Here is a 17,021-nt window from a genome sequence, read left to right on the forward strand (position 1 = left end):
TCCTTAGCTGAGCTAAGGATTTTTTATATTACACTGCCTCTTCTTCTAAAATCAAACGCAGTTGAAAGGCACTTGGTGAGACAACAGGAAGAAAGGCACCTTCATTCCAACGTCGACTAAAGCTAGAGGTTGAGTGTTTAAAATAACCACGTCCACCGCTTGCCTGCAATTCTAAAAGCAAGCTGGCTGCTACAACATCTACGATGTCAATACGTAATTGAAAGAGAGCACGTGGATTGTCTAAAAATTGCTTGCGATTTTCCAAACCATCAAAGACACGCTCTTTAATGCTGTTTAAACTATCTAGTGTTTCTTGGTAGCTGGTACTTAAAATGCTACGATTGCGACTCAAGGTTTTCTCAACCTCGCTGAGTGAGCGCTCCGCTAAACCAAATGCCAAGCCAAACTGATAGCCTAGAAACTCTGGGCGTGTTTCTGCTAGAAAAGCTTGCGCATCATCGGATAAAATCCAGCGCTCATCAAGAGGCACCTTGTCAAAAGTCAGCGCAGCCGTGTTTGACCCTTGAAGGGCAATAAACTCTAAATCTTCTGAACGAGAAAGGTTCTGTGCTGTTGATGGCACCGTGACAATCAAAGGCTTTTTCCTGTCATCTTCAAACTTAGTGGCAAAGACAGCGATGAAATTGTCCGAACGCAGATTGGTCACCCAAGGCAGACGCCCCTTGAGGTAATACTGTCCGTCTTCCTCGATAACGGTGACATTCAAGTCCTCGATGTCTGATAAAAACTTGGTGGCATTTGACAGAGCAGTGCCTGCCGTCAGCTTTCCAGTCAACAAATCCTCTAGCCAAGTCTCTCTAGCATAAGGGTTGCTGCTGCTTAGGATATTTTCAATAAAAGTGCGCTGCCCCCAAGAAATAAAGGAAGCTGTTAGCGAGTAGCCTGCTAGCTCTGACAAGAAACCAATCACATCCTTGGCATCTCCGCCTCGTCCGCCTAAAGCCTCATCGACACCTAGACCAAAAACACCTTCTGCTGCTATTTTCTCTAACAACTCATCTGCTGGACCGCCAGACTCTTGGTCGATAGTTGCTGCGTTTGCTTCTAACCACTGGGTAAACTCTTCTGATAAATAAGCCATATCATAATCTCCTTTGTCTATTATCCTAGTCGAGTGCGTAAGGTTGCAACTCTGGGTTGATTGGGGTATTTGCTAGATTGTTAGCGTAGTTACATAGGGTCGCTAGACTGACGCCCAAGATAACGTCAAGCGCATTTTCATGCGTGTAACCAACTTCCAGAAAATCAGCTAACGCTTCGTCACCGACACGCCCCTTGGTATTGATAACAGCGATGGTAAATTTCGCCAAGGTATCAAGCTTAGGATCGTCATCGATTGGCGTGCGGTTTCTAAGTGCTTCTAGCAGGTCATCAGACATTTGGATTTGCTTGATGGAAAATGCTGTGTGCCCTGCCACACAGAAAGCACAGCCATTAGTCACCGCAGCAGTAATCTGAACCACCTCACGCTCTGTTGGTGTTAGGCTATTTCGGCGGTTAATCGCTCCCACCGTACGATAAGTTTCAAGCGCTGTTGGCGCATTGGCAAGTAAACCGATGAGATTTGGGATATAGCCACCGTTATCACGCTCAACGGTCTCTAAAACTTCTTTAACTTCTTCTGGAGCGGACTCCTTGGTATGGATAATAAACTCTGACATACTAAAACCTCTTTTCTTTTGTTATGCTAATCATCATAACACAGAAAAGAGGTGCTGACTAATATATATTCTATATCACGCTGATAGATAAATCTTATCTAAGCCTTATAGATCACGATTGAAGTCGCTATCAATATCACGAAAAGGCTTGATGTCTTGGACATACTCTAGAACACCTCGAAAGTCACCTGCTTCATCTCTGACCGCAGCGTAGGTGACATAGACAAACTTTCCAGAGCGCTCAGACTTAAACCACATCTCGACCTTATCACGCTCACCGCTACGCAATAGCGCAAAGACTTTCTTGACCTTGTCTAAAACCTTTGGCGGATGGCAAAGCTCTACATGACGCCCAATCTGGCTCGGCGTGCGCTTAAAAATCATCTCTTGAGCTGGAATGCTGTCATTGTAATATTGAAAAATGTCGTCTTTATTGACAAAGGTAATCTCTAGCGGCAAGTGATTTAAAATCAAGTTTGCCTGCTCTAAGGACAGGTAGCCATTGCCCATAGGCTGCTGACTATCTCTTGAGATCGGGCTTTCCCTTTGCTTTGGTGTGTAGGTGATGGTGAACTGCCCTTCAGGCGTGTCAATAGTTCTGACATTGCTGTCTTGCTGATGAGAGTCGCCTGTCTTCTCAACAGTTTCCTCCTCCACAAAAGTTTCACGATGGGGCACCCATTTTTCGGTTGGCTTGATGATAGCGTAGCCGTAAGCATCGCTTTCTTTGGCGATTTGAAGCCAATCATCCTGCGTAAAGGTCTCCAGCAAAATCATCAAAAGAATAGACTCTTCCTTGAAAATCATCTCCTCAAACTCTTTAGCAAAGGCTTCAAAAGCTGATGAAACTTCCTCGATAGAAATGTCTGGCAGGCTGCCTACCTTTTGCTGTGCTGTTTTAAAGAGCGAACGAATGTCGTCATCCACGCCCCACATGACCTTAGGCGGTGCATCATGCCCATAGCGCTCCATGACTGGGAAAAAAAGTTTTTCTTTTCTCGTGTAATGCAGGTCAAACTGCCCTAGCAAGTCAAACTGGTGCTTGAGTCCTTTGAGCAAATCACTACGAAAGTCAGCATTTTCTGGCTTGGCATAATTGTCCAAAATACGACGAATGCGAAGCAAAGCCGCACGAAGAGCCAGGTTTTCCTCTTTGAAAACATAGACAGGGTGTCCAGGATTGTCCGTATCAGCGACCTCCACACCTTGAACAGCCCCCTTAAAGAGGTTGGCATGGACATTGCAGAGCTTCATGACATCCTCAAAAGTAACCCCTGTATCAGACGTCATCAGCTCATGCTCCATCATGGAAATCTCCATAGCCGATACACCTGTAAAGTGCTGGTCAAAAGCTTCTTGGACAGATTCTGGGCTGGCACCGTGATGTAAATCCAGTAGAATGTCTCTTAGTATTGTAATACGATTATCAGTCATTATTCGCCTCCAATCACTTCATAGCCGTTAAACTCAAGCGTTTTGATGATGGTCTCGAGTGGGATTTTAGCTAGTTTTGAGCCTGCTTTTAAACTGGTGACCTTGCCAACGGTATTGAGCATGGCTGGGTTGGCTAGAGGTTTGAAGCCCAAATCCACCAAGATGTCCTTGACCTCAGGGTGTTCCTTTATTGTTTGTGCGACGGGTTTTGATAAATCTATAGTGTTCATGATGATACCTCACTTTTTACTGCCTTTATTATAGCGAAATTTTAGCCAATCATCCATAGCAGAAGCTATTTTTACTCAATCAAGTGGATAAGCAAAGCCAAAAGTGCCTTTTTCAAAGCCGTATTGCTCATAAAAAGCGTGGGCGCCAGTTCTTTGTTCACTGATACCGCTGTTTAAGGCTAGCGCCTTACTGCCATCTCTTTGAGCGCTTTCTTTGACAGCATTCACTAAATCCGTGGCAACTCCCTTGTGTCTATGCTCTTTTGCAACAACCAGCGCCAAGATACGATGATAACTGCCTCTACGCTCGACAAAGTACAGTTTTGTATGCACGATAAATCCTAAAAGTTGATTCTCCTCTTCCATGACTAAAAAGGCGTAGTCAGGCTGAGCCAGCAAGTTTCGCAAAATCTCTCGAATCTCTGCAGCCTCCATAGGATAGCCCAAATCCGCATACAAAGGCACTAACTGTGTGCAATCTGACAGTCTAGCTGGTCTTATCATTGCTTTCTCACTTATCCTTTAGTTCTTCAAATTTAGCTCGCATGGTTGGGTTTTTGCGGGTCAGTTTTTTCACGGAAACGTCTTCGAGCTTGTTATTAGCGAGACGCAGTTGGTTTTCAGAGGTCGTCAGTGCTGCCTTGACCGCTTCCATGCGCTTGATGGCTTTGTCAATCTCATCAATAGCTTTTTGGAAATTTTTACTTGCCGAATTGTAATTCTTGGCAAAAGCAGTCTTGAAAACATCCAAATCTTCCTCAAAGTGGGTGATGTCAATATTTTGCTCACGCATCAAAGCTAGTTCTTGCTTGTATTGTAGGGCGTTTAGGGCGGCATTTCTCAAGATGCCGATAAGCTGAATGAAAAACTGCGGACGAACCACATACATCTTGTCATACTTGTGACTGACATCGACAATCCCTGTATTGTAGTAGTCATTGTCCGCCTCAAGCATGGTCACAAGCACCGCATACTCACAATTTTTTTCACGGCGGTCCTTATCTAGCTCCTTGAAGAAATCCTCGTTTTTATGCTTTTTCTGCGTGTTATCCGCTTCGTTTTTCATCTCAAACATGATGGATAGTATTTCAATACCATTGTCATCTGTTTCCCGATAGATGAAGTCTCCTTTTGAGCCACGGCTGGACACTTGATTGTCTTTTTCAAAGTAAGCATTTGGAAAGGCAATCTGGCGCACCTTGTTAAACTCCGTTTCCGCATAAATCTCTAGGCTCTCTCCGATAGCCTTGGTGGATTGCTGAGCTTTGAAGTTTTTATAGAACTCGACTTGTTCATTGGCGGCTTTTAACTGAGCTTCGTACTGGTTTTTGACCTCAGAGAGCGACAGCGCCTGTTCTTTTTCTTGGAGTTGGAGCTGATTTTGCAGTGCATCTCGCTCTTTCTCGATAGCACTAACAGAGCTTTGCAGTTTATTTTCTTGCTCTAGTTGCCATTTGTCAAGCTGAGCTTGCATTTCCTTTAGCTGAATATCTTTTTTTGCCAACTGTTCAGCTAAGCTACGCTCATTATCTTTGATAAGTAGCGTCTTTTCAGCGTCAAACTGACTGATCTTAAAGCTCAAGTCCTTGATTTCTTGGTCTTTTTCAGATACAGCTTGAGTGAGTTTCAGCTCTTGCTGCTCTGCTAGCAGGGTAAGATTATGCTCAAGCTCCTCAATCGCCTTATCTTTTTGACTGAGTTTTTCTTGCAATTGATTTTTGGCTTTTTCTTCTAAAAGGGCTGTCTCACGCTCTAGGCGCTCATGCACTTCCTTTTCAAAAGCATCGCTACGCACCTGTGCTAAAAGCTGGCTGTATTCGGATTCATTGATAGTAAAAACGGTGCCACAATGTGGGCATTTAATCGTGTTCATAGGCTTCTCCTTTTTGATGTAGAAAAAGAAGCGAGATGACCTCGCTTGCTTTTCCCTACCCTAATTTCAATAAGGTCAATAATTCTTGACGCAAGAGGGCGTCTTTTTGGTAACACCCTCGGCTAGCGGTTGTTATGGTTTTGCTACCTGGCTTTTTAATACCGCGCATGGTCATGCACATATGCTCAGCTTCCACAAAGACATACACCCCTTGTGGCTTTAGCGCCTGCTCAATACCATCTGCAATCTCTGCAGTCAATCTCTCCTGCACCTGCGGACGCTTGCTTGCCGTCTCGACACAGCGGGCTAACTTGCTAAGACCAGTCACTTGTCCATCTGTGTTTGGCAGGTAAGCGATATGGGCTTTTCCGTAGAAAGGCACCAAGTGGTGCTCACACATGGAGTAAAAGGGAATATCACGCACGATGACCGCCTCACCATTGCCTTCATTGAAAACAGCTGTAAACTCATCTTTTGGGTCTTTATGCAAGCCCTGCCACATTTCTTGGTACATGCGAACCACACGAGCCGGGGTCTCTTTTAGCCCCTCACGCTCTGGATTTTCCCCCAAGGCTTCAAGAAGTTGATAAACTGCCTGCTCTGCCTTTTCTAAGTCCATAACAACCTACTTTCTAAACACTAATCTATACTTTATAATTACTGTCAAAATATGCTTTATTCTACCATAAGTCTCTAAACAGGGCAAGCACCCTCTATAAAAAGAGCTGGCGCTCAATATCTGCTTGGATTTTCTCCCACTCTTGATTGGCACGGGCTAGTTTACGCTTATAGTCTGCTAACCCCTGCACATAGCGTTGCGCCATATAGCTTTGCTTGACAGGTTGGGTATTTGGTATTTTAATACTAGATAATTCTTTGGTATTGATATTCATCACAGCACGTCCGTGGTCTGCTGCTTTTAGCTGACGTCTGCCCTCTTCGGAGTCCAGAAAGAACTTTAGATAGTAACCGTTAGTCCCTTCTTTGGGGCGCAAAACAGTGATGTTGGCACTAGCAACAACAGGAAACTCCTGCCCCTCAAAAACGGCTACCTTGTGCTGTGTTCCCTTTGAAGCGACAAGGACATCCCCTGCTTCTAGTAAATAGTGCGAGAGCGTCTTTGTATCTGCTGCAAAAGTCCGCAGAGCTTCATAGGCAATGCCTAGCGGGGTCATATCAACCAAATTGATAATAGCCACTTCGCCCGGTTCAGCCTTGGCTGGCACTGCTTTTCCCTTAAAAATATCGGCAAGCTCAGACAAAAGAGAATAATCCTTTGGCATCTCAAATAACTCCTCCTCAATAACTCTTTTAGTATTATAACATTATTTTAAGATTTGGTCATCTCTTTCGACAAAAAAGACTAGAGTCTATCTAGTCTTTAATGGATCTTGGAATAATGAGAACCAGCGCTGTGATGAAAACAGACCACATCATAGCAGATGGTAATAAAGTTAAGGTCAGCAATAAGCCAATCACTTTGATAATAATATCTAACGCCATAACCTTGTCATTATGACTGACGATGACTTTTTGATCCTTATCGTGGTGGATAGGTACTTTAGCCAGCTCGTCATACATCCAGACGTTTGTGAAAGTCACTAGCAGAACAACGATACCATAGACCGCTTGTCCAACAGGATTGTAAAAGTCAGAAGCGACGATACTCGTCACATAAGGAAAGAAAGAGGCAAAGAACAATAAGAGTATGGAAATCCAAACCAGCTTATTGTTGATTCGCTTGACACCATCCCAAGAGTGGTGCATATTAACCCACATAGTGCCTAGCCAGAAAAAGGAAATGGTGTAGGCAAGAAAATTCATCCGCAAGTCCCAAAATCCTTGCCAAGAAATGTGCTCTGGCTTTTCAAGCTCTAAGACCAAGATGGTCATGATAATGGCTAAAACAGCATCTGTAAAAGCTACAAGGCGTTCTTTGTTCATCCTAATTTATGTCTCCTTTTTGCTAAGTGATTTTCATTTTACCGCAATTTGAGACGATTGTAAAGGGGACTAATCCACGGATTTCAACGCTTCTAGCATATCCACACGACGCAAGCGTCTATTAACCATAAAGCCTAAAATAAGAAGGATAAGGATAATCGTGATAATAGGCGTTGCATAAATGCTGAGTCCAACTTCTGTTCCAAACAGGATACTACTTGAGCCAATCATGCCCATGATGACTTGATGGAGGATTTTTCCTGCCACAAGACCAAGCAGGATACCGATAAGAGAAAGGCTGATGGTCTCACGGTAAATGTACATGGTCACTTCATTATTGTAAAAACCAAGTACCTTAATCGTTGAAAGTTCACGAATGCGCTCGGCAACGTTGATGTTAGTCAGATTGTAGAGGATAACAACAGCCAGCATGACAGAGACAATCACAAGGATGGTCATAGCGCCGTTTAAGAACTTGACAACAGACTGCACGGTCTTAATCAAGGAAGTATTTTGCAGAACGGCTGTGACATTATCCTCTTTTAAGAGTTTTGTGGCTTGGTCAGCGATGTTGCTTGACGAAGCATTTTTAAGCTTGATAAAGTAGGCGTTTGTGCTTGCTTTTTCGCCAAACAGCTTTTGATAGTAGCTATCTGTCATAAAGAGATAATGTCCGACATTCATCTCGGCGATAGCTGCTATCTTGACCTTTCTTTTTTTGCCGCTATCATCCCTTATGCTAATGCTGTCTCCTGCTTTTACCTTATAGAGTTTAGCAAGTTTCTCTGAGATGATAGCGCCTTTGTCTGACAAGTGCAACGCTTTTTTCGTTTTGGCGTCTTTAAGATTGACAAATGAGCCAAAGTCTTTGCTACTTGTCGCCATGACAGAGACGGTTTGCTTGTCTGTGACGCCCGAGATGGTCTCAGTCAAGCTCGTGTAGGTGATACCTTTTTCCTTAGAGACGTCTTTAGAGTCTAGAAATTTATCTAGAGACGCTGAGGTTTGACCGTTTGTAACAACCATCATGTCATAAGGCATCAAGGTTTTGAATTGATTGTCCACGACCTTCCCTAGAGAGGACTGGATACCAAGCCCTGCAAAGAGGAGGGAGACTGAACCTGCAACTCCAAAAACGGTCATCAACATCCGTGTTTTATAACGGAAGATATTGCGCACGGTCACCTTATGCGTAAAGCTGAGGCGGTTCCAGATAAATGGCAGGTGCTCCAGCCACACTTTAGCCCCCTTAACAGGAGGTTTTGGAAGTAAGAGCTGAGAGGGCTTTTCGCTAAGCTCACGCCTAGCAATGAGATAGGCAGGCAGAACCGCACTGATGAGCCCAAGGAAAACAGCAAGGAGCGTATAAGACCAGTAAAAAGCATAATGGGTACTGCCTATGGTCATACTGCTAGTGATGATTTCAGCGATGATACGAGACAGAAGATAATGCCCAGCGACAATCCCAATCAGCGTTCCAATCATGGACGCCACAAAACCATAGATGACAAATTTTAATATCACGGCTTTATTGTCATAACCAAGCGCCTTTAAAATCCCTGAGTTGGTCCGCTCTTCATCGACAAAGCGGGTCATGGTCGTAAAGGTCACAAGCGCAGCCACCAGATAGAGCACAACAGGAAAGAGATTGCCGATACTGCTGATACTGTCTGTACTAGAGCCGTAGGTTTCATAGCCTTCACCACCAGGTAGCGTCGAGCGGGTATAGCTGGTGTAGCTAGGCTTGGTGAGTGCCTGCATATCCGCTTTAGCGCTAGCTAGTGCTTTTTCATTGCTAGTGATGGTGGCTTTTGCTTGGGTGAGTTGTGTTTGAAGCGCAGCTGCTTGTTCTTCTGGCAAGCTTGATAGAAGTGCTTCCTGCTGAGCAACTTGTGCTTTTGCTGCGTCTAGCTGTTTCTGACTGGCATCAATTTGGCTTTGGGCGCTTGATTTTAGGCTAGACAGACGCTTCTCACCATTGTCTGCTAACAGCTTATCTAGTGCTTTTTGGTGTTTGGCTAATTTTTTGCTGTAAGTGTCAGTAAAAGGATTGAGTGCCTTTAAATCCTTGTAGCGTATGCGGGCAATGGTATAAACGTCGCTAGAAAATGCTGACGGTGCTACAATGGCATAACTTGATAGCAAGCCATCTCCAGCAGTTGAGGAGCCAAGACTGGTCGTTGAGAGAATCTCAGAAGAATTGGCAAAACCAACGACTGTGAAAGTGCTCTTTTTCAGCGACTTTGTTTGCCCTTGTGAAAAGGTAATGGTATCTCCAATTTTGTAAGTGCCTTTTAGCGGTGCCGAGAAGACAATCTCGCTTGATGTCTTGGCAAAACGCCCTGACACCAGCTCAAAGGTCGAGATGTCCTTGGTCTTTGAAAAGACCCGCACAGCGTCATCTGTGCCTTTGATGGTCACATCCGTCAAGTAACCATACTCGACGGTGGCACCTTTGATACTGCTCAGCTCTTTTTGATCATCGCTCGATAAACCATAGTCTGACATGACCGCTAGGTCCATGGTGTTGTGCTTTTTGAGATAGCTGCTCGCTGTGGACTGCATGTCTGGTCCTGTCACCTTTAGCCCGACAAGAGCAAAAGAACCTAACATCATCAGTAACATAATGGACAAAAAACGTCCCTTAGACTTGCCAAAAGCACGTCTAATATCTTTCCAATAAGTCTGTTTCATAAGCTCTCCTAATATTCTAAGGTGTCAATATCCTGCGGATGACTGTTGAGCTCAATGCTGCTCACACGAGCGTCGTGCATGTGAATGACACGGTCTGCAATCGGAGCAAGAGCTGAATTGTGCGTGACGATAATAACAGTCGCACCCTCTTTGCGAGACATGTTTTGCAAGATTTTCAGCACCTGCTTTCCTGTCTGATAGTCAAGCGCTCCTGTCGGCTCATCACAGAGGAGAAGCTTTGGATTTTTAGCGACAGCCCTTGCGATAGACACCCGCTGCTGCTCACCACCAGATAGCTGCGCTGGGAAATTATTGATACGCTTTTCCAAGCCGACATCGGCTAGTGTCTCTGCAGCATCTCTAGCATCCGCTACAATCTCAGAAGCCAACTCCACGTTTTCTTTGGCGGTCAAGTTGGGCACCAGATTGTAAAACTGAAAAACAAAGCCGACGTCATTGCGTCTGTAGGTGGTCAGCTCTTTTGCAGAATAGCCAGAAATGTCCTTACCGTCAATGATGACCTGTCCTTCGTCGTTGGTGTCCATACCACCTAGAATGTTTAGCACCGTTGACTTTCCAGCCCCAGACGAGCCAAGAATAATCACAAGCTCTCCCTTTTCAATCGCAAAATTGATGTCGTTATTGGCGACAATCTCCGATTCTCCCACCTGATAACGCTTGTAGGAATGTTTCATTTCGATATAAGCCATTAGAACTCCTTCTCTCTAATTTTAACACTGTGTTGATTTAAGTTTAACATTATTATATAATGAAAAAGTGAACAGAACAAGAACAAAAATCAACAAAGTGTTGATTTAAAAAAGGGACTTATGGCTGCAAAACGACACACTGAAACCAAAACTTATCTCAAGGACGCTCTGGCTCGCCTGCTCCTTGAGAAGCGCTTTGAGGACATCACCGTCTCTGACCTCACCCAGACGGCAGGTATCAATCGTGGCACTTTTTATCTGCATTTTACCGATAAATACGACATGATGGAGCAGTTCAAATGTGATATTTTAGACGATATGTTTGCCCTACTCAAGTGTAATTTTGACAATGAGCTAGAGACGAGACAGGTCCTTGAGCAAGGGTTAGAGTATCTCAAAGAGCACTTCGACTTTATCTATGCCGTCTCAAAGTCCAGCTATGTCAATTTCCCGCAGACCATCAAGGATTTCTCGCACCACTATCTCTTGCAGATAAACAACTATGATAGAGAGCCCATCACCGAGCATTATCACATTCCTGCCGATTATGCTATGGAGGTGCATTTAGCTATCATTGAGAGTATCATCTCGCACTGGGTGGCAAATGGTGGTAAGGAAAGCCCAAAAGAGGTCACGCACATCATCCTCCAAGCACTTCGCTTGTATTAAAAAATCCATTCCAGTCGGAATGGATTTTTCTATCTCAATGAAGCGCCTTAACGGCTTCAATGGCTTTGTCATAGTTTGGCTCAGAGTTGACATTGTCAAGATACTCTGTATAGACCACTTTGTTATCCTTATCAAGAACAAGAACGGCACGTGCCAACAGCTGCCACTCCTCCATCAATACGCCATAAGCCTTGCCAAATGAAGAGTCGACATAATCAGACAACATCACAGCATTTTCAAGCCCCTGTGCACCGCACCAACGGGCTTGTGCAAAAGGTAGGTCTTTAGACACTGTAATCACGACTGTATCATCTAAGTCAGACAAGGTCTGGTTAAAAGTGCGTGTTTGCGTTGAGCAAATACCCGTATCAATAGATGGGATGATACTGATAACCTTGACTTTATCAGCAAAGTCTGAGAGAGATTTCTTTGTGAGGTCAGTCGTTGTAAGGGTAAAGTCTGGCGCTGTGCTGCCAACAGCAACCGCTTGACCTGCTAAGGTAACTGGTTTTCCTAAAAATGTCGTCATAAAAGTACCTTCTTCCTAGTAGATACTCTCATTATAGCCCTTTTGCTGGCTTTTGACGATTATTTTGCCTAGAAGTTTTGATAAGTCTCAAAGAGCGTGAGGATTTTCTCTGGGATGGTTGCGGTGTCCTCGACTTGCTCGTCTGCGTAGTCTTTGAGCAAATGATAGGTACCGATTTGCACGCTGTACCGAGCAAGCTTAAACATGTCGATATCGTTTTTATCATTGCCAAAGGCGACAAATTGATTGCCGATGATTTGCGAGAGAGTACTGGCTTTGGTGATACCATCTGGATTGAGATAGAGGCATTTTTCATTTTCATGATAGCTGATATTGGCGAGCCCTGCCTTTTTCAATTCATCCGTAAGGAGCGGTAACAACTCCTCATGCTCACCCATGTAGAGCACCATTTTGATGGGATGATGAAGCTGCGTAATGTCCAGTGCAGTCGCTAGGGACAAAGGGTCAACACTCTTGATAAAAGGCATCTTGTACGCCTTATGACTGGCATAGTTAAAGTCATCATCCACAAAATAGGGAATGTGATAATGGTTGCAAAAGTCAACAGTCGTCTGAAAAACGGACTTGTCCAGACGGTGATAGGTAAAGAGCTTGCCCTTGTCATAGACCACACCGCCGTTAAGCCCAATGACCATGTTCTGACTCAGCGACTCCCCTAAAACGTCAATGCAGTCCCGATAAGAACGTGCCGAAGCAAAGAGAAGCTCATGCCCAAAGTCAGGCGCCTGCCCTAGCGCTTCTTTGATAGAAGTGTCAATGGTAAAGCCATCAAAGCAAATCGTCCCATCTAAATCAAAAACAAAACGCATGACACACCTCTTCTAAGCTAGATCGTTAAAATCCCAGACGTCATCCACCCAGCCTTGGTAAAAGTCAGGCTCGTGGCAAACCATGAGAATAGAGCCTTTGTAAGCTTGCAGTGCTCGTTTCAACTCGTCCTTGGCGTCCACATCGAGGTGATTGGTCGGCTCATCTAGGACGAGGACATTATTTTCACGATTCATCAAAAGGCAAAAGCGCACCTTGGCTTGCTCACCACCAGAGAGCACTTGAATTTGGCTTTCGATGTGCTTGCTGGTCAGTCCACATCTAGCTAGTGCTGCACGCACTTCTGCTTGATTCATCGCTGGAAAGGCGTCCCAAACCGCTTCTAGCGGTGTTTGACGATTAGCGTGAGCCACTTCCTGCTCAAAATATCCTAGCTCCAAGTAGTCCCCACGCTCAACTTGCCCAGCAAGTGGCGGGATAATGCCAAGCAGACTCTTTAGAAGCGTCGTCTTACCAATCCCGTTTGCTCCGACAATGGCAATCTTTTGATTGCGCTCAAAAGTCAAATCAAGCGGAGCGGTCAGCGGACGGTCGTAGCCAATCTGCAAGCCCTGCGTCTGAAAGATAAATCGGCTTGGTGTTCTCGCTTCTTTGAAAGAAAAACTTGGCTTAGGCTTTTCAACTTTCAGCTCGATTTTTTCCATCTTGTCCAACTTCTTCTGACGCGACATTGCCATATTGCGAGTGGCTACTCTAGCTTTATTGCGATTGACAAAGTCCTGCAGATCTGCGATTTCCTTTTGCTGACGCTCATAAGCTGCCTCGAGCTGTGCTTTTTTCATCGCATAAACGTCCTCAAACTGATGGTAATCCCCCGTATAGCGCACCAAGTCAAGATTTTCAACGTGATAGACGATATTGATAACATCATTCAAGAAAGGAATGTCGTGCGAGATAAGCACAAAGGCATTTTCATAATCTTGCAGGTAGCGCTTCAACCACTCGATGTGCTCCGCATCCAGATAGTTGGTTGGCTCATCCAGCAAGAGGATGTCTGGCTTTTCAAGCAAAAGCTTAGCCAGTAAAACCTTGGTTCGCTGTCCACCAGAAAGCTCTGTGACATCTGTATCCATACCAAAGTCCATAACGCCAAGCGCACGAGCCACCTCATCAATCTTAGCATCCAAAGTATAAAAATCACGGCTTTCTAAGCGGTCTTGCAGCTCGCCGACCTCTTCCATGAGACTATCGACATCAGCGCCCTCTTCAGCCATCGCCATGTAAATGTCGTTGATACGCTCTTCAGTCTTAAAGAGGTCATCAAAAGCTGCCCGCAAGACATCACGGATGGTCTGCCCAGCGTTAAGCACTGTGTGCTGGTCAAGATAGCCTGCTGTCACATACTTAGACCACTCGACTTTTCCCTCATCAGGCTGCAATTGCCCTGTGACAATGGACATGAAAGTTGATTTTCCCTCACCATTTGCCCCGACGAGTCCGATATGCTCACCTTTTAAAAGGCGAAAAGAGACATTCTCAAAAATAGCACGGTCGCCAAAACCGTGACTTAGATTTTTCACTTCTAAAATACTCATAATTTCCTCATTATCATTATTTCCGTAAAAAACGAGGCGAGGAACCAGTCCTAGCCTCTGTTTACTTTTAGCGCCTTGTTTTTTTATCAATACTAACACAATCTCCAAAACAGACAAGTGCTTATTTCAACTTTTCAAAATGCAAATGAACAGCTAAATGGTCTGAATAGCCACTGCGCTCCAAATCACGTTGCAAACGATAAGCGATGTAATGCTCTGCTATGGTGATGTAGCCTGCATCTAGCAAGCGATTCTCAACCAAAGACTGCACCATGCTAATAGTCGGGCGCTCCACTTGCGCTTCTTGCAAATCAATGACAACCTTTTTAGTCACTTGCGCTAAGTCCTTGCGTAGCTTATCATCTAGCGCATAAACAGTCTGTGCAGCTTTTAGTATGGCTTGATAAATCTTGTCTGCATCAAAGTCGACGACTTGACCATTACGTTTTGTTACTTGCATAGACTATCCTCCAATCCTGCTTTTTATCTATAACTTTATTATGCAAATGTTTTCATCATTTGTCAAGTTTTAGGACTGAAAAAGCGTGAAAACTTGAGTACAAGCGCTTAGTAGTCTGGACGAAGGACACCTGTCACATAGTGAGGGCGCTTGGTCTTTCCTAAAACAACTCGGATAATCTTGTCCGCTTCCTCTTCTGTACACGATACCAAAGGAAGGCGGAGTGGTCCTACATCAAAGCCAAGGTAATTGAGCACAGCCTTGACTGGTGCAGGACTCGCCACAGAAAAGAGAGCGTTGACTTTTGGCAAGAACTGACGCTGAATCTTAGCAGCTTTTTTAATATCGCCAGCCTCGATGGCTTGAAGCATCTCATACATCTCATCACCATTGGTATGCGAAGCAACGCTGATAACACCATCAGCTCCCAGATTCATAGCATGAAAAGCTTCGCCATCCTCACCGGTATAAACCAAGAAGTCATCTGGTCTGTTTTCAATCAAATAAGCCATATTGTCCAAGGTCGTGCATTCTTTAACACCGATGATATTTGGGTGTTCGGCGAGTCGGAGCATGGTGTCTGGCGCTAGCTCGACAACCACACGTCCTGGGATATTGTAGATGATAATCGGAAGACTGCTCGCATCTGCAATTGCCTTGAAGTGATGATAAAGCCCTTCTTGCGTTGGTTTATTATAGTAAGGAACGATAGCAAGCCCCGCAGCAAAGCCACCAAACTCTGCCACTTCCTTTGCAAAATCCACCGAGTCACGCGTGTCGTTTGTGCCGACACCAGCAATCAAAGGCACTCGCCCAGCCACAATCTTTTGCACCGCAGCAAAAAGCTCTAGCTCCTCATCGTGCGTGAGCGTTGGGCTTTCCGCTGTCGTTCCAGCTAATAGCAGAGCTTCTGTGTGGTGGTCTAGCAAGTGTTCAATCAACTTTGGAAGCGCATCAAAATTGATGGAGCCGTCTTCGTTAAACGGCGTTACCAAGGCTGTAATCAACTTCACATCTTTTAAATCCATAATTGACATAGGCTTCTCTTTTCTATTGTTCCAAATACCTTTTGACACAACGTTATTTCAATGGAAATTTAAGGTCTTTTGTTGGGCGAACAAGGTTGCGCTCGTGAAGAGTCTCTGCAATTTGGACAGAGTTCCAAGCAGCACCTTTAAGCAAGTTATCAGAAACTACCCACATGTGAATACCCTTTGGTGCATCCAAGTCTTTTCGGATACGTCCGACAAAGGTCTCACGTTTACCGACTGCGTTGACTGCTTGTGGGTAAATTTGCTGTGATGGGTCGTCTTCTAGCACAGCACCTGGGAAGTTTGCGATAGCTTTTTTGATCTCATCAATTGGTGCGACCTCTTTTGTCTCGATGTAGACAGACTCAGAGTGTGCTGACAAGACTGGAATACGCACACATGTCGCTGAAACCTTGATCTCATCATCTTCCATGATTTTCTTGGTTTCATTGGTCATTTTCATCTCTTCGTAGGTGTAGTCATTGTCTGTAAAGACGTCAATCTGAGCAAGAGCGTTAAAGGCAATTGGATAGTGTTTTTTGTCGCCACCTGCTGGCAGGATATCTGCTTTCAAGTCTTTAGGGTCAACACCATCAACGACAACTTCTTTCAGTTCACGCTTGGTTTCCTCGATAGCACGAGCTCCCGCACCAGAGACGGCTTGGTAAGTGGATACGATGATACGCTCAAGTCCCCATTTTTGGCGCACTGGCTCAAGAGCGACCATCATTTGGATAGTTGAGCAGTTAGGGCAGGCAATGATACCATTGTGAGCGTCTAGCGCATGCGCATTGACCTCAGGAACAACCAGTGGCACATCTGGATTTTGGCGGAAATAAGACGTGTTGTCTACAACGACAGCACCTGCTTTGACAGCATAAGGTGCATATTTGGCAGAGGTTGAGCCGCCAGCAGAAAAGAGGGCAATGTCAACACCCGCAAATGACTCTTCTGTCGTTTCTTCGACAACGATGTCTTGTCCCTTAAATTGTAAAGTCTTTCCTGCAGAGCGACTTGATGAGAGTAAACGAAGTTTTTCGATAGGAAGTGTAGAATCCTCTAGCTGCTTAATCATCTGTGTCCCAACAGCACCAGTAGCACCTACAACTGCAACGGTATAAGCCATAAAACGTACCTCCAAAATCCTTTTCACGTTCAAAATTTTCTAAAATTATAATAACACCATTATACTACTTTTTAGAGCGCTTGAAAAGACTGAAAATGGTGAAATTGCTAACAAAAAAAGCCGAGAAAACTTCTCGGCACAAGGGCACTTTTTCAAGTGTGGTTAGCAGGTTCACACAACTAACCAAAGTCCGCTCCTGCGTTAATGACCTCCCTAAACGAAAGTGGCAATGCCACTTATCGACTCATCGCATAA

The 17,021-nt window shown here is 44.7% G+C and carries 17 protein-coding genes and 2 pseudogenes; 1 reads left to right on the top strand and 18 read right to left on the bottom strand.

Annotated features, from left to right (window positions below):
* Window positions 1–28: 28 nt before the first annotated feature.
* From G5B60_RS05270 to G5B60_RS05320, 12 genes and pseudogenes are all read right to left on the bottom strand, one after another.
* Entirely contained in the window at window positions 29–1,102 is a 1,074-nt protein-coding gene (locus G5B60_RS05270; RefSeq protein ID WP_164683022.1) for an acyl-CoA dehydrogenase family protein, read from the bottom strand.
* Between the two features lie 25 nt (window positions 1,103–1,127).
* Window positions 1,128–1,682 carry a carboxymuconolactone decarboxylase family protein gene (locus tag G5B60_RS05275; RefSeq protein WP_164683023.1) on the bottom strand — a complete coding sequence of 185 codons (555 nt, stop codon included), beginning with the start codon at window positions 1,680–1,682 and terminating at the stop codon, window positions 1,128–1,130.
* Between the two features lie 105 nt (window positions 1,683–1,787).
* Window positions 1,788–3,116, bottom strand: a complete 1,329-nt coding sequence (locus tag G5B60_RS05280) for a DUF438 domain-containing protein (RefSeq protein ID WP_164683024.1) — start codon at window positions 3,114–3,116, stop codon at window positions 1,788–1,790.
* Complete coding sequence (locus G5B60_RS05285; protein WP_164684200.1) at window positions 3,116–3,349, bottom strand: DUF1858 domain-containing protein; 234 nt, start codon at window positions 3,347–3,349, stop codon at window positions 3,116–3,118. The genes G5B60_RS05280 and G5B60_RS05285 overlap by 1 nt, the downstream gene beginning before the upstream one ends.
* Window positions 3,350–3,421: 72 nt before the next feature.
* Window positions 3,422–3,850 (bottom strand): GNAT family N-acetyltransferase, encoded by a 429-nt coding sequence (locus tag G5B60_RS05290; protein WP_164683025.1) that lies wholly within the window; start codon window positions 3,848–3,850, stop codon window positions 3,422–3,424.
* A gap of 7 nt (window positions 3,851–3,857) precedes the next feature.
* A pseudogene (locus G5B60_RS05295) lies at window positions 3,858–4,958 on the bottom strand (DUF2130 domain-containing protein); the annotation flags it as partial.
* 90 nt (window positions 4,959–5,048) lie between these two features.
* A pseudogene (locus tag G5B60_RS11780) lies at window positions 5,049–5,219 on the bottom strand (MJ0042-type zinc finger domain-containing protein); the annotation flags it as partial.
* Between the two features lie 55 nt (window positions 5,220–5,274).
* Window positions 5,275–5,838 (bottom strand): GTP cyclohydrolase I FolE, encoded by a 564-nt coding sequence (gene folE / locus G5B60_RS05300; RefSeq protein WP_164683027.1) that lies wholly within the window; start codon window positions 5,836–5,838, stop codon window positions 5,275–5,277.
* Window positions 5,839–5,932: 94 nt separating this feature from the next.
* A complete protein-coding gene (locus tag G5B60_RS05305) occupies window positions 5,933–6,502 on the bottom strand; it encodes a restriction endonuclease subunit S (protein ID WP_164683028.1) in 570 nt (189 codons plus the stop codon).
* A gap of 91 nt (window positions 6,503–6,593) precedes the next feature.
* Window positions 6,594–7,163, bottom strand: a complete 570-nt coding sequence (locus G5B60_RS05310; RefSeq protein ID WP_164683029.1) for a TMEM175 family protein — start codon at window positions 7,161–7,163, stop codon at window positions 6,594–6,596.
* A 69-nt stretch (window positions 7,164–7,232) separates the two neighbouring features.
* A complete protein-coding gene (locus G5B60_RS05315; RefSeq protein WP_164683030.1) occupies window positions 7,233–9,857 on the bottom strand; it encodes an ABC transporter permease in 2,625 nt (874 codons plus the stop codon).
* Between the two features lie 8 nt (window positions 9,858–9,865).
* A complete protein-coding gene (locus G5B60_RS05320) occupies window positions 9,866–10,567 on the bottom strand; it encodes an ABC transporter ATP-binding protein (RefSeq protein WP_164683031.1) in 702 nt (233 codons plus the stop codon).
* Between the two features lie 120 nt (window positions 10,568–10,687).
* On the opposite strand from G5B60_RS05320, the gene G5B60_RS05325 reads away from it, so the two are divergent.
* A complete protein-coding gene (locus G5B60_RS05325) occupies window positions 10,688–11,236 on the top strand; it encodes a TetR/AcrR family transcriptional regulator (protein WP_164683032.1) in 549 nt (182 codons plus the stop codon).
* 34 nt (window positions 11,237–11,270) lie between these two features.
* On the opposite strand, the gene tpx is transcribed toward G5B60_RS05325, so the two are convergent.
* The 6 genes from tpx to G5B60_RS05355 form a co-directional block, all read right to left on the bottom strand.
* The gene (gene tpx, locus G5B60_RS05330) at window positions 11,271–11,765 is read right to left on the bottom strand and encodes a thiol peroxidase (RefSeq protein WP_164683033.1); all 495 of its coding nucleotides are present in this window, start codon (window positions 11,763–11,765) and stop codon (window positions 11,271–11,273) included.
* Window positions 11,766–11,833: 68 nt separating this feature from the next.
* On the bottom strand, window positions 11,834–12,595 hold the full coding sequence (locus tag G5B60_RS05335; protein WP_164683034.1) for an HAD hydrolase family protein: 762 nt from the start codon (window positions 12,593–12,595) through the stop codon (window positions 11,834–11,836).
* Between the two features lie 12 nt (window positions 12,596–12,607).
* Complete coding sequence (locus tag G5B60_RS05340) at window positions 12,608–14,149, bottom strand: ABC-F family ATP-binding cassette domain-containing protein (RefSeq protein WP_164683035.1); 1,542 nt, start codon at window positions 14,147–14,149, stop codon at window positions 12,608–12,610.
* A 121-nt stretch (window positions 14,150–14,270) separates the two neighbouring features.
* Window positions 14,271–14,609 carry an ATP cone domain-containing protein gene (locus tag G5B60_RS05345; protein WP_164683036.1) on the bottom strand — a complete coding sequence of 113 codons (339 nt, stop codon included), beginning with the start codon at window positions 14,607–14,609 and terminating at the stop codon, window positions 14,271–14,273.
* 107 nt (window positions 14,610–14,716) lie between these two features.
* Window positions 14,717–15,646, bottom strand: a complete 930-nt coding sequence (gene dapA, locus G5B60_RS05350; protein ID WP_164683037.1) for a 4-hydroxy-tetrahydrodipicolinate synthase — start codon at window positions 15,644–15,646, stop codon at window positions 14,717–14,719.
* 43 nt (window positions 15,647–15,689) lie between these two features.
* Window positions 15,690–16,766, bottom strand: coding sequence for an aspartate-semialdehyde dehydrogenase (locus tag G5B60_RS05355; protein ID WP_164683038.1), 1,077 nt, complete (start codon window positions 16,764–16,766; stop codon window positions 15,690–15,692).
* Window positions 16,767–17,021 lie beyond the last annotated feature (255 nt).

The sequence above is a fragment of the Streptococcus hyointestinalis genome, from assembly GCF_011039275.1.
Lineage (GTDB): Bacteria > Bacillota > Bacilli > Lactobacillales > Streptococcaceae > Streptococcus > Streptococcus hyointestinalis_A.